General features: G+C 45.1%; 19 protein-coding genes. 12 read left to right on the top strand and 7 right to left on the bottom strand.

From position 1 onward, the window contains the following. Nucleotides 1–13: 13 nt before the first annotated feature. Nucleotides 14–895: a lysophospholipid acyltransferase family protein gene (locus tag R2Q85_RS11270; RefSeq protein WP_316811886.1), complete on the top strand. Its 882-nt coding sequence runs from the start codon at nt 14–16 to the stop codon at nt 893–895. Then, nucleotides 895–1,908 (top strand): glycosyltransferase family 2 protein, encoded by a 1,014-nt coding sequence (locus R2Q85_RS11265; protein WP_316811885.1) that lies wholly within the window; start codon nt 895–897, stop codon nt 1,906–1,908. The genes R2Q85_RS11270 and R2Q85_RS11265 overlap by 1 nt, the downstream gene beginning before the upstream one ends. 10 nt (nt 1,909–1,918) lie before the next feature. Here the strand turns inward: R2Q85_RS11265 and aroQ are convergent, their stop codons facing one another. Beyond that, entirely contained in the window at nt 1,919–2,344 is a 426-nt protein-coding gene (gene aroQ, locus R2Q85_RS11260; RefSeq protein ID WP_316811884.1) for a type II 3-dehydroquinate dehydratase, read from the bottom strand. Between the two features lie 45 nt (nt 2,345–2,389). Between aroQ and xerD the strand changes: the two genes are divergently transcribed. Then, a complete protein-coding gene (gene xerD / locus R2Q85_RS11255; RefSeq protein WP_316811883.1) occupies nt 2,390–3,289 on the top strand; it encodes a site-specific tyrosine recombinase XerD in 900 nt (299 codons plus the stop codon). 4 nt (nt 3,290–3,293) lie between these two features. Here xerD and prmC read toward each other — a convergent pair whose 3' ends face one another. Continuing rightward, entirely contained in the window at nt 3,294–4,160 is an 867-nt protein-coding gene (gene prmC, locus R2Q85_RS11250) for a peptide chain release factor N(5)-glutamine methyltransferase (RefSeq protein WP_316811882.1), read from the bottom strand. Between the two features lie 59 nt (nt 4,161–4,219). On the opposite strand from prmC, the gene ribD reads away from it, so the two are divergent. The 5 genes from ribD (at nt 4,220) to R2Q85_RS11225 (ending at nt 8,074) form a co-directional block, all read left to right on the top strand. After that, complete coding sequence (gene ribD, locus R2Q85_RS11245; RefSeq protein WP_316811881.1) at nt 4,220–5,281, top strand: bifunctional diaminohydroxyphosphoribosylaminopyrimidine deaminase/5-amino-6-(5-phosphoribosylamino)uracil reductase RibD; 1,062 nt, start codon at nt 4,220–4,222, stop codon at nt 5,279–5,281. Next, nucleotides 5,278–6,168: an EamA/RhaT family transporter gene (locus R2Q85_RS11240; protein ID WP_316811880.1), complete on the top strand. Its 891-nt coding sequence runs from the start codon at nt 5,278–5,280 to the stop codon at nt 6,166–6,168. Before ribD ends, R2Q85_RS11240 begins: the two co-directional genes overlap by 4 nt. A gap of 19 nt (nt 6,169–6,187) precedes the next feature. Beyond that, entirely contained in the window at nt 6,188–6,802 is a 615-nt protein-coding gene (locus R2Q85_RS11235; RefSeq protein WP_316811879.1) for an IMPACT family protein, read from the top strand. An 11-nt stretch (nt 6,803–6,813) separates the two neighbouring features. Continuing rightward, nucleotides 6,814–7,680, top strand: a complete 867-nt coding sequence (locus R2Q85_RS11230) for a nucleoside phosphorylase (RefSeq protein ID WP_316811878.1) — start codon at nt 6,814–6,816, stop codon at nt 7,678–7,680. Between the two features lie 76 nt (nt 7,681–7,756). Next, entirely contained in the window at nt 7,757–8,074 is a 318-nt protein-coding gene (locus R2Q85_RS11225; RefSeq protein ID WP_316811877.1) for a hypothetical protein, read from the top strand. 197 nt (nt 8,075–8,271) lie between these two features. On the opposite strand, the gene R2Q85_RS11220 is transcribed toward R2Q85_RS11225, so the two are convergent. Further along, the gene (locus R2Q85_RS11220; protein WP_410478882.1) at nt 8,272–10,557 is read right to left on the bottom strand and encodes a GH92 family glycosyl hydrolase; all 2,286 of its coding nucleotides are present in this window, start codon (nt 10,555–10,557) and stop codon (nt 8,272–8,274) included. Nucleotides 10,558–10,933: 376 nt separating this feature from the next. On the opposite strand from R2Q85_RS11220, the gene mnmA reads away from it, so the two are divergent. Next, nucleotides 10,934–12,025, top strand: a complete 1,092-nt coding sequence (gene mnmA / locus R2Q85_RS11215; protein WP_316811875.1) for a tRNA 2-thiouridine(34) synthase MnmA — start codon at nt 10,934–10,936, stop codon at nt 12,023–12,025. A gap of 6 nt (nt 12,026–12,031) precedes the next feature. Here mnmA and R2Q85_RS11210 read toward each other — a convergent pair whose 3' ends face one another. The 4 genes from R2Q85_RS11210 to R2Q85_RS11195 all read right to left on the bottom strand — a co-directional run bounded on the left by R2Q85_RS11210 (nt 12,032) and on the right by R2Q85_RS11195 (nt 15,234). Next, a complete protein-coding gene (locus R2Q85_RS11210) occupies nt 12,032–12,979 on the bottom strand; it encodes a metallophosphatase (protein WP_316811874.1) in 948 nt (315 codons plus the stop codon). Beyond that, nucleotides 12,957–13,721: a 5'-nucleotidase gene (locus R2Q85_RS11205; RefSeq protein ID WP_316811873.1), complete on the bottom strand. Its 765-nt coding sequence runs from the start codon at nt 13,719–13,721 to the stop codon at nt 12,957–12,959. Before R2Q85_RS11205 ends, R2Q85_RS11210 begins: the two co-directional genes overlap by 23 nt. A gap of 120 nt (nt 13,722–13,841) precedes the next feature. Further along, nucleotides 13,842–14,354, bottom strand: a complete 513-nt coding sequence (locus tag R2Q85_RS11200) for a glutathione peroxidase (protein ID WP_316811872.1) — start codon at nt 14,352–14,354, stop codon at nt 13,842–13,844. Between the two features lie 64 nt (nt 14,355–14,418). Continuing rightward, complete coding sequence (locus R2Q85_RS11195) at nt 14,419–15,234, bottom strand: hypothetical protein (RefSeq protein ID WP_316811871.1); 816 nt, start codon at nt 15,232–15,234, stop codon at nt 14,419–14,421. 502 nt (nt 15,235–15,736) lie between these two features. Here R2Q85_RS11195 and topA point away from each other — a divergent pair. From topA to R2Q85_RS11180, 3 genes are all read left to right on the top strand, one after another. Beyond that, complete coding sequence (topA, locus tag R2Q85_RS11190) at nt 15,737–18,307, top strand: type I DNA topoisomerase (RefSeq protein ID WP_316811870.1); 2,571 nt, start codon at nt 15,737–15,739, stop codon at nt 18,305–18,307. Nucleotides 18,308–18,310: 3 nt separating this feature from the next. Next, nucleotides 18,311–18,715 carry a hypothetical protein gene (locus R2Q85_RS11185; RefSeq protein ID WP_316811869.1) on the top strand — a complete coding sequence of 135 codons (405 nt, stop codon included), beginning with the start codon at nt 18,311–18,313 and terminating at the stop codon, nt 18,713–18,715. Between the two features lie 80 nt (nt 18,716–18,795). Continuing rightward, on the top strand, nt 18,796–24,354 hold the full coding sequence (locus R2Q85_RS11180; protein ID WP_316811868.1) for an MG2 domain-containing protein: 5,559 nt from the start codon (nt 18,796–18,798) through the stop codon (nt 24,352–24,354). Nucleotides 24,355–24,556 lie beyond the last annotated feature (202 nt).

Raw genomic sequence — 24,556 nt, 5'->3', positions numbered from 1 at the left:
ATTCGCCAAATTAATGATAAAAAAAACCTTTTCTCATATAGGAATATTTTTTTTAAACTTTTTATCGCTGCTACCCCTTTCCCTTTTATTTTTTTTAGCGGATCTGGCTTATTACATCGTATACTATATATTCCCATATCGAAAAGACATCGTACGGAAAAACCTCAGCAACGCTTTTCCGGAAAAAACAAACCAGGAGCGCATTGCTATTGAAAAGAAATTCTTTAAAAACCTGGTATCCATGGTTTTTGAGGTGATCAAAATGCGCTCCATATCTAAATCGGCAGTAAATAAACGGGTTAAATTTGTTAATCTGGACCGTGTTGAAGCTTATTTTGACAAAGGAGAAAGCGTTCTAGCCTGTACAGGACATTATGGCAACTGGGAACTCGGTATGCTGGCCCTGGGGTTAAATCTTTCTAAACCGGAATATGTCATCTATAAGCCCTTGAGCAACAAGGTCTACGACGATTGGTTCTATCACATCAGAACCCGTTTTGGTAACAAATTTATTCCGATGCGGCAAACTTTAAGAACCATAGCCGGTACCCGAAATGAAACCACGATGTTCTGCTTTGCCGGTGATCAAACACCCGTAAAAGAAGAAGCACATTACTGGATCAACTTTTTAAACCAGCCAACGGCCGTACTGCTCGGGCTTGAAAAAATAGCCCTCCAAACCAACCGTCCCATATTTTATTTCAAATCCAGGCTAATAAAAAGAGGTTATTATGAGATCGATTGTATCCCCCTTTGTCTTGATCCAAAATCAACCGAAGGGCATCAGATCACCGATATGCAATTTGACCTGTTGGAAAACATCATTAAAGAAGAACCCGCTTATTGGCTTTGGAGCCACAGGCGATGGAAACATAAACCAGATCACGAAGGATAATGAGTGCAGCAAGTGTAGCAGTAGTAATTTTAAATTGGAACGGAAAAGCCCTGCTGGAGCAATTTTTACCCAGTGTAGTCCAGTCGGTATATCCCAACCTCCAGCTTATTGTAGGTGACAATGCCTCTACAGACGATTCCGTTGCCTTTGTTAAAGCCAGTTACCCTCAAATAAAAGTCATAGAGAACGACCATAATTATGGCTTTGCAGCAGGATATAATAAATTGCTGGAACAGGTTGAAGCCGATTATTATATCCTCCTCAACTCTGATGTTGAAGTGCCGGCCAACTGGATCCAGCCTGTGATCGAAGCCATGGAGGCTGATGTCAGCATTGCGGCTGCCCAGCCTAAAATTAAATGGCAAAAAGACAAGCGCAGTTTTGAGTATGCCGGTGCTGCCGGTGGCTACCTCGATCTGCATGGCTACCCGTTTTGCAGGGGGCGGCTGTTCGATACCATAGAAACTGATAGTGGGCAATACAATGACCAGAAAGAAATTTTCTGGGCCAGTGGTGCAGCCCTTTTTATCAAAAGCAAATGCTGGAAAGAATCCAGTGGCCTTGATCCTGATTTTTTTGCTCATATGGAAGAGATCGACCTTTGCTGGCGTTTAAAAAACCTGGGTTATAAAGTGATCTATTGCCCGGCTGCCGAAGTCTATCATCTCGGTGGAAGTACCCTTAGCGCAGAGAACCCCTATAAAACCTATCTGAACTTTAGAAATAACCTGGTGACCATGCAGAAAAACCTGCCTTTAAACGATGCGTATTCCAGGATTTTCATCAGGATGGCTATTGATTTTGTAGCCTGGCTGAATTTCCTGTTAAAAGGCAAAACACAAATGGCCTGGGCAATAAATAAGGCACATTACCATTTTCTGATCAATCTCTCCAAAAACGGGGCTAAAAGGACAAACCAGCAAATCCGCTTTCAAAAACATAGCGGGCAATATCCATCCAGTATCATATGGGCTTATTTCATCAAAAAGATCAGGATCTTCAGCCAGTTGTAACAGAGCCGATCTATTGCTGAAGTTTGAGCAGACTTTCAATGGCTAAACGGTAACCGTCCATGCCAAAGCCTGTCAGCACACCCTTGCAGTTTTTTCCCGTCAGGGAAACATGCCTGAATTCTTCCCGGGCATAAATATTGGAGATATGTACCTCCACTACAGGTGTTTTAATGCCCGCAATGGCATCAGCTATGGCCACCGAAGTATGGGTATAAGCCCCTCCGTTGATCACAATGCCATCATAACTGAAGCCCACTTCATGCAGTTTATTGATCAGTTCCCCTTCCACATTACTCTGAAAATAATCGATTTCAATAATGCTGTATATGTTGCGCAGTTCAGTCAGGTATTCCTCAAAACGCTGGCTTCCGTAAATTCCAGGTTCCCTAAGTCCTAAAAGGTTTAAATTTGGGCCGTTAATAATTTGTATCTTCATCAATTCAAACTTAGCCTTAAAAATTAAGAGTATAAAATTTATTTTGTGATCAGCAATCCCTATTTAACTCCTTTTAAAAACTACCTTAAACTGGAGCGTTCGCTTTCTGCTAACTCCATTGAAGCCTATCTGGGTGATGTCAATAAACTGTTTCAATACTTTGACTCTGTTGATCAATATCCTCATATAAAAGAGATTAGCAGCAATGAATTAAAGCTTTTTATCAGTTGGATAAATGAATTGGGCATGCTGCCCAGCACCCAGGCCCGGGTCGTATCCAGTTTAAAATCATTTTTCAGTTTCCTGCTGCTGGAAGAAGTGATCACGAATGATCCTGCTGCTCAGCTTCAGACACCCCGGCAGGTCAAACACCTGCCCGATACCCTTGATATCCATGAGATCAATGGCATGATCAATGCCATCGATGCCTCTAAACCGGATGGCATGCGGAACAAAGCCATTTTAGAGACCTTGTACGGTTGCGGCCTAAGGGTTTCTGAGCTCATCAACCTTAAAATTTCCGATGTCTTCGAAGAAAATGAATTCATCCGCATCATTGGTAAGGGAAATAAAGAACGCCTGGTTCCAATTGGAAATACAGCACTGAAATACATTAACATTTATTTACAGGAAAGCCGGCTGCACCTTCCCATCAAAAAAGGTTTCGAAGATTATATCTTTTTAAACCGCAGTGGCAGCCGTTTGTCCAGGATTTCTGTTTTCAGCATCATTAAAACGCTGGCACTTAAATCCGGGCTCAAAAAAAGCATCAGCCCCCATACCTTCCGGCACTCCTTTGCCACGCATTTGATTGAAGGCGGCGCAGATCTGCGGGCTGTACAGGAAATGCTCGGCCATTCCAGCATTACCACTACAGAGATCTATACACACCTGGACAGGGACTATTTAAGAGGTGTAATCACCGAATTCCATCCCAGAAGCTAAAACACTATACTGCTGTCCCCTTGCTGCATTTGATCATCCTGTCCTTCCCCTGCATGTCTTTCTTCAACTCGATGTTTGTAAACGATTTAGCTTTCAGCAGTTCAATGGTTTCCTTAGCTAAATACTCGTTGATTTCAAAAAACAACAGGCCCATATCACGCAAGGTATTCCAGGAAAAATCGGCGATCGCTTCATAAAATATCAGCGGATCTTCATTGGAAACGAACAAAGCCAGATGCGGTTCATGATCCAGCACATGGTCCAGCATTTGCTCCTTTTCCTGTAAAGTAACATAAGGCGGGTTACTGATCACCACATCAAATTTCTGTCCGCTGCCGAACTGCCGGATATCTGCGGATATAAAAGTGACATCCACCCCATTTAACAGGGCATTGGCTTTAGCGGTATCCAATGCTGCTTGCGATACATCCAGGGCAAAAACTTCTGCCGCAGGCAGGTTCTTCTTCAGAGAAACAGCAATACAGCCACTACCTGTACCGATATCTATCAAACGCAGTCTGGTACTTATCGCAGCATCCAGCGCAGTACTTTCCAGCACCCATTCCACCAGTTCTTCCGTTTCCGGCCTGGGTATCAGCACCGAAGGATTCACTTTAAAGGGTAATCCATAAAAAACAGTCTCCCCCAGCACATACTGTATGGGTTTACCACTTTGGAGTTCAGTTAGCAGGCTTTTCAGTTGAAGCCATTGCCTGTCAGTAAGTAATTCAGTCTTTTTAAGGATATAATCCGTCCTTTTATAGCCAAGCAGGTGGTCAATGGCCATCAGGAAAATGGCATGCGCTTCTTCCCTTCCATAACTGCTACTTAAAGCCCCGGCAAAATGTGCCTCCAGATCCTTTAATGTCATTTTGTAAAAATAGCGATAATCTCTAACTGTAACAGGTAATTTATCCTATTTTTGCTGTAATGACGGACGAATTATACATGCAGCGCTGCCTTGAACTCGCCATGATGGGAATGGGTAGCGTAAGTCCGAATCCCATGGTCGGCTGCGTTATCGTGAAGGATGGGCAGATCATTGGCGAAGGATATCATGCTAAATTTGGCGAGGCCCATGCAGAGGTGAACGCCATAAAATCCGTGATCGCCCGATACGGCGATGAGGCCGCTGCCTTACTGGCAGAGGCTACGGCCTATGTAAGCCTCGAACCCTGTGCGCATTTCGGAAAAACTCCCCCATGTGCCGACCTGCTCATCCAACATCGCCTTAAAAAAGTAGTCATCGGCAACCTGGATCCGTTTGAAGGGGTAAATGGCAAAGGCATAGAAAAGCTAAAAAATGCCGGTATAACAGTTGTTTCCGGTATGCTGGCACAACAATGCACAGCGCTTAACCGCAGGTTCTTCACGCGTATTTATCAGCAACGCCCCTATATCATTTTAAAATGGGCAACATCTGCAAATGGCTACTTTGCACCGGAAAAGCCAGCACAGCAATGGATCAGTGGCCCTGCAGCTAAAAAGCTGGTGCACAAATGGCGCACAGAAGAAGATGCAATACTGGTTGGCCGGCTTACCGCAACCCTCGACAATCCAGCGCTCACGGCCCGGGAATGGCCAGGAAAGAATCCCATAAGGATCATGATCGACAGCCAGCTGAAAACCCCTTCAGACCATCATATTTACAACAAAGAAGCAAAGACGATCGTTTTTAACGAACAAAAAACAGCAGTGCAGGACAACATACATTTCATCGAAATGGAAGATATGCAGTATTACCTGCCACAAAAAATTGCTTATCAGCTGTACCTGATGGATGTGCAATCGGTCATTATTGAAGGCGGAGCCAATATCCTCGGGCAATTTATACAGGCAGGGCTCTGGGATGAGGCCAGGGTATTCAGGTCCGGGCAATCCTGGGAAACAGGCATTCCCGCTCCTGAACTTAACCCTCAAAAATCAACGATTACAGACCAGTTTACAGTTGAAAAAGATCAATTGACGATCTATAAAAACAATCCTTTATGATCTACCTGTTCATTAGTATTTGCTGTAGCGTTACAGTCGCCGTCCTTTTAAAACTGGCCAGAAGATACAAAATCAAAATTGTGCAGGCTGTAACCTGGAATTACCTGTTTGCCATTTTTCTCAGCTTCATTTTTTACAGGCCCGGTTTAAACGAGCTCATTTCCGCACCTGTAAATTCAGTTTATATCGCGTTAGGTGTATTGTTGCCTGTTGTATTCTGGTTCCTGGCTGGCTCCATAAGAGGTATCGGAATCGTAAAAACCGATATTGCCCAGCGATTATCCCTGTTTATCCCTATCCTGGCCTCCTATTTTATTTTTAAAGAGCAATTCAGCAGCCTGAAAATAGCCGGGCTGGCGGTCGGTTTTGTTGCTATATTTTTCACCCTGTATAAAAAGACTGCCCAAAAGAACCAGGGCTTAAACTGGCTGTACCCGATACTGGTCTTCCTGGGTTTTGGGATTATCGATATCCTCTTTAAAAAGATCGCCCAGATCAAAGTGATCCCTTATACCAGTTCATTAATAGTGGTATTTATCCTTGCTTTTATCATTTCACTGGCCTCAGTTTTCTACCTTTCGGCTGTAAAGAAGCAAAAGCTGGAATTCATCAACTTCATTTGCGGTTGTATCCTGGGTTTTTTCAATTTCTTTAACATTCTCTTTTACCTCAAAGCACACCGGGCAATGGCCGATAACCCCTCTGTCGTATTTGCGGCGATGAATATGGGAGTTATTATTGCAGGCAGCCTGGTTGGCATCTTCATTTTTAAAGAAAAATTAAACAAACTGAATTACTGGGGATTGTTGCTGGCCCTGCTGGCCATAGTCCTCATCACCAATGTTATCGGAACCAGCTACCAGGCTTTGCTGCTGTTGTTCAGGTAAGCACAATCAGAAGATTTCAATGTTATTCGACGATACCTATCAAACCATAGCTGCCCCTGCAGAAGGCCTGTTCCGGGACAGGGGTAGTAAATTTTTAGGCTACGCCTACCCCATCCGTTCAGAAGACGAAATAAAACCCTTGCTGGCCGGTTTGCGGACCGAACATGCCAAAGCCAGGCATTTCTGCTGGGCCCTGCGTCTAAGTCCGGATCGCGGCATATTCCGCATCCAGGACGATGGAGAGCCTTCCGGCACTGCCGGAAGGCCTATATTGAACACCCTGCTTTCTGCAGATGTGACCAATGTATTCCTGGTTGTAGTCCGATATTTTGGAGGTACTTTACTCGGCGTGCCCGGGCTCATCAATGCCTATAAAACAGCTGCTGCCGAAGCCATACAGGCCGCAGGCATCATCACAAAGACAGTGAATGACGTTTACGAACTCCGATTTGATTACCTGCTGATGAACGATGTCATGAAACTGGTTAAAGAAGAAAAGTTAAATATTCTGTCTCAAAATTTTGATAACTCTTGCATTATTCAGCTCGAAATCAGGAAATCAGCCCTCAATTCCGTGCTCGGCAAAATAGAAAAAGTTGAAGGCATTCAAGTAAAATACCAGTTTACCGCATAAACCCAACGGACATGGCCAAAGAACTCTCCCCGGCAGATCTCATCATTAACCCTGATGGCAGCATTTATCACCTCAACCTCCTGCCAGAGGATATCGCCGAAACCATCATCACCGTCGGAGACCCCGACCGTGTTTCTGAAATATCCAGGCATTTTGACCGCATAGCACTCCAAAAAGGCAAGCGTGAATTCATCACCCATACCGGCTACCTCGGCAAAAAACGCATCACTGTATTGTCTACCGGTATAGGCACTGATAATATTGACATCGTACTCAATGAACTGGATGCCCTGGTGAACATTGATTTTGCTACCCGTACAGTAAAAGAACACCTGACTTCCCTTAACATCATCCGTATCGGTACCTCTGGCGCTATACAGCCAGACATTCCTATAGGTACCATACTGGCCTCTTCATTTGGCATCGGGCTCGACGCCCTGATGAATTACTATATCCATGAATTGTCCGGTGATGAACACAGCCTGCTCGATGGTATAAAAACCCATTTTTCCCAATATAAAGGCATCAATCCCTATGTTACAGCGGCTGATAATGGCCTGTTAAGCAGCATAGGCAAACAGATGGAGCAAGGAATCACCGTTACCGCTCCGGGGTTCTACGCCCCTCAGGGCAGGCAGGTCAGGGCAAAAAACGCAGTGCCCAACCTCATCCGGCAACTTCAGGCCTTCCGGCACAACCAATACCGGATCACCAATCTGGAGATGGAAACCGCAGGCATATATGCCCTGGCAAAAGTACTGGGCCACAAAGCCCTGTCTGTAAATGCCATACTAGCCAGCAGGGCAAATTTTGAATTCAGCAAGGCGCCGGATAAGGTGATCGATAAAGCCATCAAGATGGTACTCGATCAGCTCTAACTAACTCTCCTGTTTAAAATAATCAAACAAAATCTACTCCTCAGCTGTTCTAATCCATATATTTAATACAAATTTTATGTTACAACAAGCAAAAGAACGAATTACCCTGGCCATCATAAATTCATTAACCAATTACGAAACCGAAGAATTAAATACCGGAAAAAGAATCATTTCCGTGATCGCCGGCATCTACATACTGCAAAGAGGCATCCGCACCGTCAGTAAGCATACCCTACGGGGAATAGAAGAGATCACCCTGGGCAGCATCCTGTTGTACAGCGCCGCAAGCGGCCTCCACAAGAAGATCATTAAAAAACCCACTGAACCTGCCGAAATGCGCAAAAACCAAATCCAGGGCAACGATCCCCGCTCAGACGTACCCGCTTTTGTTTAAACATTTAGAATAGTCAATTTATCAAATTAAAAATGTAATATAGAAAGGCCGGTTGTGTGACCGGCCTTTAATCCGGCACTATCCTATCCCCCTCGCTTTCCACAAAATTCAGTGTCTTTAAGAGGACATAGGAATTTTTTCCCGATCCTTCATCGGGAAAATCTTCCAGTCCGAAGAAAGATCACTTAATTTTTCTATCACTTAATTTTTCCACTCATGACAAACCTCAGCGTTCCCCCGTTTACAATATCCGAATGCCTGATGCTATGCCCCTTAACCAGATTCCCATTCAAATACACCGCTTTCACGTACACATTCTTATCGCTTTGCCCAAGTGTTTCCACCCTAAACTTCTTTCCATTTTCCAAAGTCAGCACTGCCGATCTTACCGCAGGGCTCCCCAATGAATACACATCAGCACCCGGAGCAACCGGATAAAAGCCCAATGCAGAAAACATATACCAGGCACTCATCTGCCCGCAGTCATCATTCCCACCCAGGCCATCCGGTGTAGGCTTATACTGCATTTTAAGAATCATTCGTACCTTTTCCTGGGTTTTCCAGGGCTGGCCCACCCAATTGTACAAATAGGCCACATGATGCGCAGGTTCATTGCCATGTACATAGCCACCAATAATCCCTTCCCGTGTGATGTCCTCCGTATCCGCAAAAAACTCATCCGGCAGGTGCATGGTAAACAGGGAATCCAGGCGCGAAGCCACTTTTTTTGCGCCACCCATCAGGGCGATCATCGCCGCCGGATCATGCGGCACAAAAAAGCTGTAGTTCCAGGTATTGCCCTCAATAAAACCCTGCTCATGCGTACTCAATGCATCAAAATCCTTTTTAAAAGAGCCATCAGACATACGGGGGCGCATAAAACCAATGCGCTTGTCAAAAACATTCTTCCAATTGTCCGCCCTTTTCATAAAAGCAGCATAAACATCTTCCCTACCCAGTTTTTTAGCTATCTGGGCGATACACCAATCGTCATACGCATACTCCAAAGTATTCGAAACAGAAGTCCTGTTATTTTCCGCAGGGATATAACCCCGGTCAATATAATCCCCAATCCCCTCATAACTGCGGTGATTAGCCGTAACGATACAGGCTTCCAGCGCTTTGGCCGCATCTCCGTTATACACCCCTTTAACAATGGCATCCGCAATCACAGAAACACTGTGGTACCCACTCATGCACCAGTTGTCATTGGCATAATGTGACCAGATCGGCAACATTTTCAACGTACTCTGCTCATAATGGGCCAGCATAGACTTCACGATGTCATTATTACGTGAAGGCTGCATGATGTTTAAAAAAGGATGTAGGGCCCTGTAAGTATCCCAAAGCGAAAAGGTGGTATAGTTCACAAAGCCCTCAGCGCGGTGTATATTCTGGTCCAAACCCTTATATTCCCCGTTCACATCCGTATAAGTAGTTGGATTGATAAAAGCATGGTACATCGCCGTATAAAAATTGATCCGGTCATCCTGTCCGGCATCAATCGCAATCTTATTCAGTTCCGCATTCCATTTTGCCTGTGCCCCAGCCTTCACCTGATCAAAATCCCATCCCGGCACCTCTGCCCGCATGTTTTCCAGGGCATTTGCCTGGCTTACCGGCGAAAGCGCAAATTTGACCTGAACCTGCTCCTGATCAGCCGTTTCAAAATCAAAGTACATCCTGATCCGTTTTCCTGCTATTTCCGGGAAATTCCTGCTCTGGTCAAACTTCCTCCAGAATCCCTTGTACACCTGTGGTTCATCAAAGTTCTTTTGTCCGTAAGCCTTAAAAGCTTTAGAAAATGACATGGCAAAATAAACCGTCCGTGTGCGCGCCCAGCCAGTAGTCTGGCGGTAGCCTGTAACCAGCGTATCATTTACCACCCGAACAAAAGTCCATACGTTTTTATCGTCATAATTATAAATGCCCGACATCAGATCCAGGATCACATGCGAATCCGGAGTTTTAGCAGAAGATTTAGGAAAAGTATAGCGGTGCATGCCTACCCTTTCTGTAGCCGTCAGTTCCGCTAAAATTCCATGATCATCCAGTTTTACCTTGTAATACCCTGCTTCAGCGAGCTCATTGGCATGAGAAAAACGAGAGCGGAAACCACTTTCAGGTTTATCCGAAGTACCAGGATTCAGCTGCAGCTTACCTTGTGTGGGCATGATCAGAAAGTCACCCAGGTCAGAATGCCCTGTCCCGCTGAAATGCGTATGACTAAAACCCACAATAGTTTTATCCTCATATTTGTAACCTGCACAATACTTATATACCTCCCCATTGTACTTCCCGTTCAGCTCATACGAAAGCGTATCCGTATCCGGACTGAGCTGTACCGCCCCAAAAGGAACCGTCGCCCCCGGATAAGTATGTCCCATTTTTTGCGTACCAATAATGGGTTTCACATACTTAACCAGGTTCTGCTGGGCAAAACCCGCATGCGGCAACAGCAAGCCCAGCGAAAGTAACACCATCCCGGAAAACAACCTGCCTGAAAACAATAAAAAACGGCCCAATAAAGCTTTCTTCATATCAAATTATAACTAAAAACAAAAAGCCTAATGTATAAAAAAACTTCACTGTTTCCGCACACAATTATAATTATCCTTACATAACCCTTTGACTGCACTGAATCTGCTCCAACCTAGCCTCCTCGCTTTCCACAAAATTTGCTGTCTTTAAGAGGACCTAGGGACTTTTTCCTGATCCTTCATCGGGAAAATTTTCCAGTCCGAAGAAAGATCAGCAAATTTTAATTTTACAGCCCAATTAGATTATTCCCTTTTAAAATCCCTAAATTCGCACCTTTATTTAATCACCGGGCCTTGAACCCGCGGAAGCATTAAAAACATGAGTAAAAGAGGAAGAATATTAGTTGCCATGAGTGGCGGGGTAGATAGTTCAGTAGCAGCAGTAATGCTTCATGAACAAGGATATGAAGTAATAGGTTTAACCATGAAAACCTGGGATTATGCAACCTCAGGCAGCAGCAGCAAAGAAACCGGATGCTGCAGTCTGGACAGCATCAACGATGCCCGAACCCTTGCCGTAAACTATGGTTTCCCCCATTATATATTAGACATACGCGACGAGTTCGGCGATTTCGTGATCGACAACTTTGTAGACGAATACCTGGCCGGCCGCACCCCTAACCCCTGCGTATTGTGCAATACCCATATCAAATGGGAAGCCCTGCTCAAACGTGCCAACAAGCTCGATTGTGAATTTATAGCAACCGGACATTATGCCAATATCCGTCAGCAGGACAGTGGCCGTTACGTCATTTCTAAAGGAAAAGACGAAAACAAAGACCAGTCCTATGTACTCTGGGGCGTATCTCAGGAAAACCTGTCAAGAACCCAGTTTCCCTTAGGTTCCTTTGCCAAATCAGAGATCAGGCAGATGGCCATGGACATGGGACAGGAAGAACTGGCCAAAAAAAGCGAAAGCTACGAGATCTGTTTTGTACCCGATAACGACTACCGCGCCTTTTTAAAACATAAAGTAGCAGACCTGGAAGAACGCGTTGCCGGCGGTAACTTTGTCAACAGCAGTGGCATGGTCATTGGCCAGCACAAAGGCTATCCCTTCTATACCATTGGCCAGCGCAAAGGCCTGGGCATTGCCTTCGGCGAACCCATGTTTGTAACCCAGATCCTTCCCGAAAGCAATACGGTGGTATTGGGCAGGGCCGATGAACTGGAGCGTAAAGAAGCCATAGTGAGAAACCTCAACCTGGTAAAATACGAAAGCATCCATGAACCGATGGACAATGTAGTCACCAAGATCCGCTATAAAGACGCAGGTATGCTGAGCACCATAGTGCAGGAAAAAGACAAAATGCGCGTGGTGTTCGACCATAACGTATCCGCCATAGCTCCAGGGCAATCGGCCGTATTCTACGAAGGCAATGATCTTTTAGGTGGCGGTTTCCTTTGCTAAAAGATATTAAGTATCTAAGGCATTTGAAATGATATAAGGTGCAGCGGTTTTCAGCCGTTTCCCCTTATATCGTTCAAAATAATAATCTATCCGGCCCAGGTTAATGCCCGCAAAACCCACCTGGTTAATGCTGGTGATGCCCCCGCTTAAATTTCGCACATCTTCCGGCTGCTTCATAAACGTATGCGTATGTCCCCCGATGATCAGGTCAATGTTTCGGTTTTGGGCAGCAAGCACCTGGTCAGATACCTTATCTGAAGCATATTTATAACCCAGATGGGACAAGCAGATCACCAGGTCGCATTTCAGCTCATTTCTTAACAGATCGGCCATTTCATTTGCCTTTGCAAGCGGATCAATATATACCGTATCCCCGTAATTCTTTTCCTCTACCAAACCTTTAAGTTGGATGCCTATCCCAAACACCCCTATTTTAATCCCATCCTTTTTAAATGTACGGTAAGGCTGCGTCGCTTTATCCAGCAAAGTATTGGAGAAATCATAATTGCTGCACAAAAAAGGGAACCTGGCATGAGGCAATTGCTTATGGAATCCCTCCAGGCCATTGTCAAAATCGTGGTTGCCCATAGTTGCCGCGTCGTAGCCCATAGCCGTCATCAGTTTCATTTCCAGTTCGCCGCCAAATTTGTTAAAGTAAGGAGTACCCTGAAAAATATCACCTGCATCCAGCAGCAGCACATTCCTTTCCTTCGCCCTGATGGTGTTGATCAGGCCCGCGCGTCTTGCCGTACCCCCCAGGCCCTGGTTCCGGGAGCCATCCATCGGAAAAGGCTCTATGCGGCTGTGCACATCATTGGTGTGTAAAATGCAGAGTTTAACCAGATCTCCTGCTGCAAAAGCATCATAAGCCTTAAAATTCAGCGCAAGCGTTGCTGCAGCCGCTCCGGCGGTTTTGATAAAACTCCTGCGGTTAGTCTTTAGTAATTCTTCCATCCAGTTCAGCATTAATGATTTTGCCCGAAGCTTCGTTCTCTTTTACATAATTGATCAGCGCATCCCTTACTTTCAATCCCAGTACCTTTTTATCCAGCGGATCTTTAAAACCCAGTGCATTGTCGCCTCCACCTGCGATATAATCAGAAGTCAGTACCCGGTAAGTTTTAGCAGGATCAAAGGGTTTTCCGCTGATCCAGACCTCCAGGGGTTTTTTATCCCTGATCCGCATCTTCAAACCCGATATCGGCTGTCCGTTGGTAGCTGCAATAAAATTCAGCAATTCCTGTACATCAGTTCCTTTTAAAGTAAAAGCCACCAGCTCATTCTCAAAAGGCATCAGCTCAAACAGATTGGACAGCCTGATTTCACCTTTAGCGATATCCGTTCTTAAGCCACCTTTTGTAGATGGCATGGCAAAATCTATAGCCGGATCCTGTTTTTTTGCCTGTTGTAAACAAGCATCAGCAAAGAAATTGCTCAGCAGCGTTTCCGGAACATCATTATTCTTGACCAATGCCACTGCCGTATGCCCTAAAACCTGGTTCATTTCTGCATCCAGCTGCTGCTTATAGGGCTGGTAGGTTTTAATGATGCTGCTATCCGGTGAAACAGTCTTGTCAATTGCATAATCTGCCCGGTTAGCCTTTACCAGCTGATAACCGGAGGAACAGGAAGCTGCCGTTATCACCAGCAACAAAACAAGGTAAAAACGAAAATGCCCGAAGTAATTTATGACCATATTTTAAAAGCAGCATTGTTTACAAAATACAAAAATACTTTAACCTGATAAAAATGGGGTTAAAAAAAAGAGAAATCCCGGTTAAGGACTTCTCTTTTTTTTAAACCGATAGCCTCTGTTTTAGAGATTTTTAACAATAGCTTCATCCAGCGGTGTTACTTTAGAACGGAAACGATGCACCAGCTCTCCTTTTTCATTGATCAGGAATTTTTCAAAGTTCCAGTTGATATCGCCTTTAAAATCAGGATTTTCAGCTGTGGTCAGGTATTTGAACAGTGGATTGATGTCATCACCTTTAACACTGCTCTTTTCAGCCATTAAAAAAGTGACATTGAATTTACTGCTGCAAAATTCCTTAATCTCGCTATTGGTGGCCAGTTCCTGCCCTCCAAAATTGCCTGCCGGGAAACCGATCAGTACCAGTTTATTCCCATATTGTTTGTGCAGCTTTTCCAAGTCTTCATATTGTTTGGTAAAACCGCATTTTGATGCGGTATTCACGATCAGGATCTTTTTCCCTTTAAATCTCGAGAGTTTTACTTCTTTGCCGTCTATCGACTTAAATTTAAAATCGTATACGTTTTTCGGTGGCGCAATAAATAGTGTTATTGCAAGTAAGATGGTGTTGATCATTTTTTTAAATTTTATGCTATACGAATATAAATACTATTAAACGGGAATACTGTATTAATGTGATTTATGACAATAATCTTAGTTTATCTACCGTTTTCCATACTGAGGCCAGTTTGCCATGAGGGACAACCACACCCGGAGTGAGTACAAATTCCCCGGGCGTAATTACCGCTCCACATAAACCTGCAGGATTAAATTCTTTATTGTTCTTTATGATTTTAACATTGTCTTTTAAGGTGGAATAGCCCAGCTTTATACCGATTACACACAAACACCCATCCGGAACCTCAAAAGTAAAATCTTTTGCCGGTACCAGCCCTTGAGCTGTATTTACCTCCAACACCTGGAAAACTATGTCTTTATGCACGCCCTTTTCCAGGTTATAAAAAGCGACTGCAACTGTAATTTCGCAGCGGTTGCAAGGTGACGGGAATTTTAATTGTTCATTGATTTCCATGGCAGGGAGGCTTAAAGTCAGCTGGTTACCCGTCAAAGTGAGCTCCGGCTCTACCCAGAGGCTTTTGCTCAGCGGAGAACTGGCATTAAATTCAAAGCCTGCCAGCCTGGAAAAGCTGTCCTCATTAAATGCATATTGTTTTGTAGCTTTGTTATAGCACTGTTCCAGTATTTCGCGGTTTTGTTTGTTGAGGCGGTTTACCATAGGGCCATCATAAAATCCGTTGATCAATACAGACAGGTCGGTCCGGATGGCTTTGGATAAAGTGCTGGCCTTTGCGAATATCGCGGAGGCGATTTTTGATGCCTTCGTTTGTTTAACCTCTCGTCCGCCAGATTGGATAATTGTTTTGCCGTTCCGGCCTTTTTTGAAAACCAGGCCCCCTACCAGGCCAATGATACGTTTTCCATCGAATCTTCCCATTCTTTCAGTTTTTTAAATGTTATAAGTTCAGGAGCCCTTGACTTGCGTTTCAGCTGCTTTCGTAGTGCCCCCATAGTTAATTTACAGTTAACCCACAGTTAGTCCACCTTTTTACAAGAAAAACGTGGACTAACTGTGGACTTACCGTGGACTCACTGTGGACTCAGTACGAACGCAACCAAAGCGATGCTGTAACGCAGAAGAAATACAAATGAAGCCGTTATAAATGTTATTAACTCAAATATAGGAATTTTGTTTTAAGTATTGCAGCAGTTTGATTATGGAAGGCTATCCAGTTTATCCTGTGAATGTCTAAGGACGCTGTAATTTTGACAAGCTGATTATACAATAGGCTTTAGCATACGTTGTAGGCAGTATCTGGTTGAAATACTTAACCAATGACCATTAAAATTGATTAATCCGAAATTATTTTATTATAAATTTTAGCTTCGATTTTGATATTAGCGGTATTTATAGCTTTATTTGCAGAAAAACGGTCTGAATGGCGAAAAATTTATTAATAGTAGAGTCACCTGCAAAAGCGAAAACCATTGAAGGTTATTTGGGTAAAGATTTTTTGGTTAAATCAAGTTACGGACACATCCGGGACCTGGTTAAGGGAGATATGGGGATTGATACCTCCAATAATTTTGCCCAGACTTATGAAGTCCCATCTGACAAGAAACAAGTCGTAGCAGAACTTAAAAAATTAGCCAAAGACGCAGAAATGGTATGGCTCGCATCCGATGAGGACCGCGAAGGAGAAGCCATATCCTGGCATTTGTACGAAACTTTAGGATTGAAGGAAAACAAAACCAAAAGGATTGTTTTTCATGAAATTACCAAGCCGGCCATATTGAAAGCCATTGAAACACCTCGCAGCATAGACTATAACCTGGTTAATGCACAACAGGCCCGCAGGGTGCTGGACAGGCTGGTGGGTTTTGAGCTTTCACCGGTATTATGGAAAAAAATTAAACCTTCCCTCTCGGCCGGACGTGTACAGTCTGTTGCGGTACGCCTGATTGTAGACCGGGAAAGGGAAGTCAATAAATTCAATGCCGCTGCAGCATTTAAAATTACAGCAGAATTTGCTACCGGCAATGCAAAGGAGCTGGTTAAGGCAGAGCTGCCGCAACGCTTTGAAAAAGAAGCCGATGCCGAAAAGTTCCTGAACGATTGCGTAGGCGCTGGTTTTACGGTGGACGCTTTGGAAACAAAACCTGCCAAACGCAACCCGGCAGCACCTTTTACTACTTCGACCCTGCAGCAGGAAGCTTCCCGTAAGCTGGGCTATTCGGTAAGCCGGACGATGCAGATTGCACAAAGACTGTACGAAAGTGGAAGGATTACCTATATGAGGACGGATTCTGTAAATTTGTCGGAGACGGCTTTACAGGCGGCAGCCAGTGAGATCCGGTCGGCCTGGGGCGAAAAATACCATCAGCCAAGAACCTATAAAACGAAATCTGCAGGTGCACAAGAAGCGCATGAGGCCATCCGCCCTACTTATTTCAACCACCATACCGTACCGGGAGACAGTTCCGAGCAGCGTTTGTACGAGCTGATCTGGAAAAGGGCTATCGCCTCGCAGATGAGTGAAGCACTGTTTGAAAAAACAACTGCTCAGATCGGCATCAGCAGCCGCAAAGAACAATTGATTGCAGAAGGTGAAGTATTGAAATTTGATGGGTTTTTAAAAGTATATCTGGAATCCTCAGATGAGGAGGATATGGAAGATTCAGCGGGCAATAATATGTTGCCGCCACTGAGACGCGGACAGGAGCTGAGCTTAAAGGTGATGAATGCTACGGAAAGGTTTTCCAGACCACCTGCAAGATATACAGAAGCCTCTTTGGTTAAGAAACTGGAGGAACTGGGTATCGGCAGACCATCCACTTATGCACCCACCATTTCTACCATTCAGAACCGCGGTTACGTGGTTAAAGAAGACCGTGACGGCCGTCAGCGCAGTTTTGCTGCCATAGAGCTGATCAACGGATCGGTAACTAAAAAAACAAAAACTGAAATTACCGGTGCCGAGAAAGGCAAGCTCTTCCCTACTGATATCGGTGAAGTGGTGAATGATTTCCTGGTAGAACATTTTAAAGGAATTGTTGATTTTAACTTTACGGCGAACGTAGAGAAGGAATTTGACGAGATTGCACAAGGTTTGCAGGAATGGACAAAAATGCTCCACTCCTTTTATACCCCTTTTCACCTGGAGGTAGAAAATACACTGGAAACAGCAGACAGGGCCAATGGAGAACGCTTACTGGGTATTGATCCGGCAACAGGTAAGAATGTATATACCAAAGTGGGCAGGTTTGGCCCGCTGGTACAGATCGGTGAAAATGACGATGAAGAAAAACCACGTTATGCCAGTCTGGCCAAATCACAATCTGTGGGTACTGTTTCCCTGGAAGAAGCTTTGGAGCAGTTTAAACTGCCTTTCCAGCTGGAAGATTACCAGGGTAAAGAAGTTTCTGTAGGTGTAGGTCGTTTTGGTCCTTATGTGAAATGGGGTGATGCTTATATTTCTGTACCAAAGAACGAGGACCCACTGTCTGTAGACCAGGCCAGGGCCATTGAGATCATCAGCGAGAAAATCACTGCTGATGCGCCAGTTGCACATTATGAGGGGATGCCGGTTACCAAAGGGACTGGCAGGTTCGGACCTTTCATTAAATGGAACGACCTGTTTATCAACGTGCCAAGGGCTTATAATTTCGACAAGCTGTCGCAGACGGATATCGAAGAGCTGATCGGTAAAAAGATTGAAAAAGAAGCCAACAGGTTTATTCAGCAATGGTCTGCAGAAAAGATTGCTATAGAAAACGGCAGATGGGGGCCATTTATCCGTTTTGGTAAGGAGATGCTGAAATTGCGTAAAAACCCGGCCAGTAACGATAAATATACACCCGAAGAGCTGGCTTCCATTTCTTTGGATGAGGTTAAAAAACTGATCGTTGAGCAAGTACCCAATGCATTTGAGCCTAAAAAGAAAGCTGCTGCCAGAAAAACAACCGGCGCTAAAAAGGCCCCGGTAAAGAAGAAAGTAGCGAAGAAGTAAAGAATGAAGAAAGATCTTCCTGAAAATATAGTTGAAGACGTGGCAATGGCCGTTGTACTGATCGGTGAAACACCCGAGGTGAAAAACTGGACGGTGTACATCGTTAACCTGAAAGATGTGACCATGGATAATGTGCTGATCAGTTCTAAAGGTTATGGCGAAAAAGACGGAAAAATGGTTAAAACCTCTGTTTTACGCCATTTTATTGGCGATCTGTCCCCCAAATCTTTTTCCGGTGTAGAGGCCATTGATCCGGAGGTTTTTGGGCTGACCAATGAATACTGGTTGAGCTATTACATTGATGGGGTGATTTACGATAAAAAATTCATCTTCCTTCCGGAAAGCATTGTAGATGAGAACCTGATCCATGTTCCCCTGGTGAATATGCCGGGTGTGATGATCAAATAAAGGCTGTTGATAACAATTCTGCATTAAAGCCAAACCTTTTTGTTAATTTTCCTACACATCTTATTGTTAAACATTTGTGCATGGAGAAGAATAAAAAAAACTTGCTTATCGGCGCAGCCGCGCTTGTACTGCTTGGTGTGGGTTCCATTTTCTTTTTTAAGAAGGAACGGCCCAAAGATTATAACCAGCAATATTCCAAATACATAGAGGCCTATACCTCTGGTACCATCTCTAAAAAAAGCTTTATCCGGCTGCACCTGGCCAACCAGGTAAAAACCGTGAGTGATATTGGTGTAGCCGATAGCCGGGAACTGTTCAGCTTCTCTCCTGCTGTAAAAGGAAAAACCTATTGGATTGATGCCCAGACCCTGGAATTCAGGCCTGAGGAAAACCTGAAGCCTGGTGAAACCTATGAAGCTACCTTTAAACTGGACAAGCTGCTCGAAACAGAAAAAGGCCTGGAAGCGTTTGAATTTGACTTCAGGGTGATCACACCCGGGATGCATTTAAAGCAGAACGGCCTGGTTTCACAGAACAATACTTCACTGGACTACATGAAGCTCAGCGGTGAGATCACTACGTCTGACCAGGAAGATACCAAGCTGATAGAAAAAGCTTTAACCCTGAAATTTCCACAAAAACTTAAAGTGAAATGGCAGCATGACCCGGCTAAGAATACCTCCGCCTTTACGGTAGACAGCATCAAAAAGACCAGCCAGGAAACCAAACTGCTGCTGAACTGGTCGGGCAGCGTCATTGATGCGGAAAGCAAAGGGGAAGAAACGGTGATGGTGCCTGCTCTTGGGGTGTTTAAGGTGTTAGACATCAGGGCAGTCCAGGATCTGGAAGATTTCGCACTGGTGCAGTTTTCGGAACCTGTTGGTGTCGGACAGGACCTGAACGGGCTGATCTCACTGGCCGGGCAATCAGACCTGCGTTTTACCATAGATGCCAGCCAGGTTAAGATCTATTCTCCTACTACCCTGGAAGGCAGTTTTTCGGTGCTGGTTAATGAAGGCGTAGAGAACATCAATGGTAAAAAATTACCCGCTGGCAAAACCGCAAATATCGTATTTGAAAATAAGCTGCCTTCGGTAGTGATTGCAGGCAGTGGAACCATTATCCCGAATTCGGGTAAACTGGTACTGCCATTTGAGGCGGTGAACTTAAAGGCTGTTGATGTAACGGTGATCAAGATCTACGAAAACAACATCCCGCAGTTTTTCCAGACCAATAATTACAAGGATGGCGGCGAACTGCGCCGTGTAGGTAAACCGGTGGTGCAGAAAACAATCCGGCTGGATGAGGACAAGGCCCTTGATCTGCATAAAAAACATCGTTTTACCTTAGACCTGGATAAGATCATCCGTACAGAGCCGGGTGCTATGTATCGGGTTACCATAGGTTTCAGGCAGGCTTATAATGTATATAAATGTGCGGAAGCAGGGGCATCGGAAGCTGCTGCTGAAGAAGACTATGAACGTTACGGGGAGAAGATTGATGAGGATGATGAATTCTGGGAGCGTTACAACAGCTATTATCCAAACAATTACCGCTGGGAAGACCGGGATAACCCTTGTACCCCATCCTATTATACCAATGAACGCTGGGCCAGCCGAAATCTGATGGCTTCCAATATTGGTTTGATCGCAAAAAGAGGCAATGACAACAGCATGCTGATCATTGCAACAGACCTGCTGACGGCCAAAACCCTGAGTGGTGTAACGCTGGAACTGCTGGATTACCAGCGCCAGCTGATCCATACGATAAAAACGGATGGAGATGGCATGGCTTCATTTGATTTGAAGCGGAAGCCTTTTTTACTGGTAGCCAAAAACGGTGATGAGCGTGGTTACCTGAAACTGGATGATGGGAATTCGCTGCCGCTAAGCAGATTTGATGTGGGTGGTGATGTAGTGCAGAACGGCCTGAAGGGTTTTATTTATGGAGAACGCGGGGTTTGGCGGCCGGGTGATTCTGTATTTCTTTCCTTTGTACTGGAAGATAAGCTACAGAAGCTTCCAGGTGGTTATCCGGTTACTTTTGAATTATATAATCCACAGGGACAATTGATTAAAAGAGTTATTAATGGTAAGCCTTTAAATGGTTTTTATGCCTTCAGAACCGCAACGGAAAGTACTGCCCCGACCGGAAACTGGCTGGTAAAAGTAAAAGCCGGCGGTGCAACCTTTTCTAAGACCCTCAAGATTGAAACCGTAATGCCGAACCGCCTGAAGATCAATTTCGACATCGGTAACCGGACCTACCTGGGGGCTGGTGCTGCTGCTGCCGCTACCCTTTCGGCCAGCTGGTTGTTTGGCGCGCCGGGCAAGCACCTGAAAGCTAAAGTGGATGTAAACCTGAATACCATGCAGACCAGCTTTAAAGGTTTTGAGGCTTATACTTTTGACAACCCTACGGTTGTGTTTCAATCGCAGGTCAAAACCATATTTGAAGGTACTTTAAATGAGAACGGAACGGCTACGGTGAATACCGATCTGAACGGGAACAATACGGCACCGGGCATACTGAAGGCTAATTTCAGCACCAAAGTGTTTGAGGCCGGTGGTAATTTCAGTATCGATAATTTCAGTATCCCCTATCATGTGTACAGCAATTATTATGGCATTAAAATACCGGAAGGTAATAAAATGAGCGGGATGTTGCTGACCGGCCAGGACCATAAGATCGACATTGTGAATGTAGACCGGAACGGGAAACTGGTACCCGGCGGTAAAACGGTGGATGTAGAGCTTTATAAAGTGCAATGGCGCTGGTGGTGGGAACAGGACAATGAAAACTCCTTTGCCAACTTTACCCAGAATTCTTACAACAAACTGGTCAAAAAAGGAAACATTACCCTGCTGGATGGTAAGGGCAGCTGGAAGATCAGGATCGATGAGCCGGAATGGGGACGCTACCTGGTATTGGTCAGAGACGTAAACGGCGGGCATGTAACAGGTAAATCGGTGTACATCGACTGGCCGGGCTGGGCACAGCGGGAACAGGGCAATAACCCTACCGAGGCTTCCATGCTCTCTTTCACGGCCAACAAAACCAAGTTTAACGTGGGTGAGGAAGTGGTGCTGACGATCCCTTCGGGTGCCGGTGGCAGGGCCCTTATCTCCATAGAAAATGGCAGTAAGGTATTAAAAACATTCTGGACGGATACCAAGGCTGGTCAAACGCAGTTTAAATTCAAGGCGGAAAAAGAAATGGCACCTAATGTATTTGCCAATGTGACTTTATTGCAGCCACATGCCCAAACGGTAAATGATTTGCCGATCAGGATGTATGGAGCCATTCCGCTGCTGGTGGAAGACCCGCAGACGATACTGAAGCCATTGATTAAAATGGCTGATAAACTGAGGCCCGAAACGGAAAGCAGCATTACCATAAGCGAGCAGAATGGTAAGGCCATGACCTATACCATAGCTATTGTAGATGAAGGTTTGCTTGATCTGACCAGATTTAAAACGCCTGATCCTCATGGGGTATTTTATGCACGTGAAGGTCTTGGCGTAAAAACATGGGACCTCTTTGATTATGTGCTGGGTGCCTGGGGTGGTAACCTGGAAAGGATCCTGAGTATCGGTGGTGATGGCAGCATCAACAAGAACCTGAACCCGGCCAAGGCCAATCGTTTTGTGCCGGTGGTTAAATATATGGGGCCTTTTGCCCTGGGCAAAGGTGCTGCACAAATACATAAATTTAAACTGCCGCAGTATATTGGTGCAGTAAGGGCCATGGTGGTGGCCGGACAGGATGGTGCTTATGGCAAGGCCGAAAAATCTGTTTCCGTGAAAAAGCCATTGATGTTACTGGCTACGGTGCCAAGAGTGATTGGACCGGGCGAAAGCTTTACACTTCCGGCCACCGTATTTGCTACCGAGGCAAACCTTAAAAAGGTAACGCTGCAGTTGCAGCCACAAAGCCTGCTGGTACAAGGTGCCAGGACTTTACAGCTGAGCTTTAAACAGCCGGGCGAACAAATGGCTTATTTTGAAGTGAAAGCTCCGGAAATGGCCGGTATTGCCAAAATCAGGCTGGTGGCACAAAGTGGTGCAGAAAAAACCGCTTATGATGTGGAACTGGATATCCGCAATCCAAACCCTTTTGTCACCAATGTAGCTTCGGGTGTAGTTGAACCTGGGCGTGCCTGGGGTACCCAATATGTAGCTATAGGTATGGCGGGAACGAATTCGGGCAGTGTAGAAGTATCTGCTATCCCACCCATTAACCTTAAAAAGCGATTGAGCTACCTGATGCAGTATCCGCATGGTTGTGTAGAGCAGACCACTTCGGGAGTATTTCCGCAGTTGTTCCTGAGCAAACTGGCTCCATTGACGGAACAGCAGAAAGCCGGCACGGACAGGAATTTAAAAGCGGGCATCAAGAGGTTGCGTGGTTTTCAGACTACGGACGGTGGCCTGGGCTACTGGCCCGGAGCAGGCAGTTCGGATGAATGGGGCAGCAATTATGCCGGACACTTCCTGGTGGAGGCACAAAATGCAGGTTATACCACGCCTGTGGGGATGCTGGATGAGCTGTTGCGCTACCTGAAAACAAAAGCGGCCAACTGGTCGCCCAACAGTACTAATTTTTATGGTGGGGACCTTTCGCAATCGTACCGCTTGTATGTGCTGGCCTTGGCGAAAAGGCCGGATATGGCGGCAATGAACCGGCTTAGGGCCTTTCAATACTTATCGGTAAGTGCCAAATGGCGGCTTGCAGCTGCCTATAAGCTGGCCGGCCAATCGGAAGCGGCCAGTAACCTGATTAAAGGACTGCCCATTGAGGTTAAACCTTATAACCAGCTTGGCGGTACTTACGGATCAGACATCAGGGATGAGGCGATGATCCTGGAGACCTTAACCTTGCTGGGCCGTAAGGCAGAAGCAGGCAGGCTCGTGCAGTCGCTTGCGGTAAAAATGGGTAAGGACGACTGGTACAGCACCCAAACCACGGCTTACAGTTTACTGGCCATTGCCAAGTTCTGCGGGGCAAATTCGGCATCGGAAAATCTGAAGTTTAACTATGTGATTGACGGCAAAAAAGGCAGTGTAAATTCCAACCAGTTTCTGAACAGTACTGCATTGACCTTTAAGGGCGGAAATGGCATCAACATCAGCAATTCGGGTAACCGGATGTTGTTTGTACGCCTGATCCTGGAGGGGCAACCTGCCGCCGGACAAAATACGTTCCTGCCAAATAACCCGGATATGCTGGACATGAGTATAAGCTATAAACTGTTAAATGGTAAGGCTTTGGATCCGGCTGTGTTGAAACAAGGGACTGATTTTTATGCAGAAGTTGTGGTTAAAAACCCGGGTAAAATGGGCTATTATGAACAGATGGCACTGACGCAGATCTTCCCTTCCGGCTGGGAGATCATCAATACCAGGCTGAATGACAATGAAAGTATACTCGCGGCTTCTCCGTATACGTATAGGGACATCAGGGATGACCGGGTATTTACTTATTTTAACCTGAGGGAAAATGAAACGGTAACTTATAAGGTGCTGTTAAATGCTTCGTACATTGGCAGGTATTATTTATCGGCGGTACAGTGTGAAGCAATGTACAACAACAGCATCAGTGCAACGGAAGCAGGAAAATGGGTACAGGTCATTAAATAAGGATCATCATCTTGGCCATACATTAATTAACAAGTATTTGATAAACCCAGCTGATAATTTTAAGAATGTAGCAATTTTTTCCATGATGATTGATTTATTACAGATCAGTTGTCGTGGAAAATTGTTACCTGTCGTGTTTTGCTTCATTTGCAATTTCGTCATCTCGAACCGCAGGGAGAAATCTCTTGCTTAGGCGCTGATT

The organism is Pedobacter heparinus, from assembly GCF_032678725.1.
In the GTDB taxonomy this organism is placed as follows: Bacteria; Bacteroidota; Bacteroidia; order Sphingobacteriales; family Sphingobacteriaceae; genus Pedobacter; species Pedobacter heparinus_A.
Note: the sequence above shows the minus strand (reverse complement) of the source record. Positions and strands in the feature narration are given on the sequence as shown.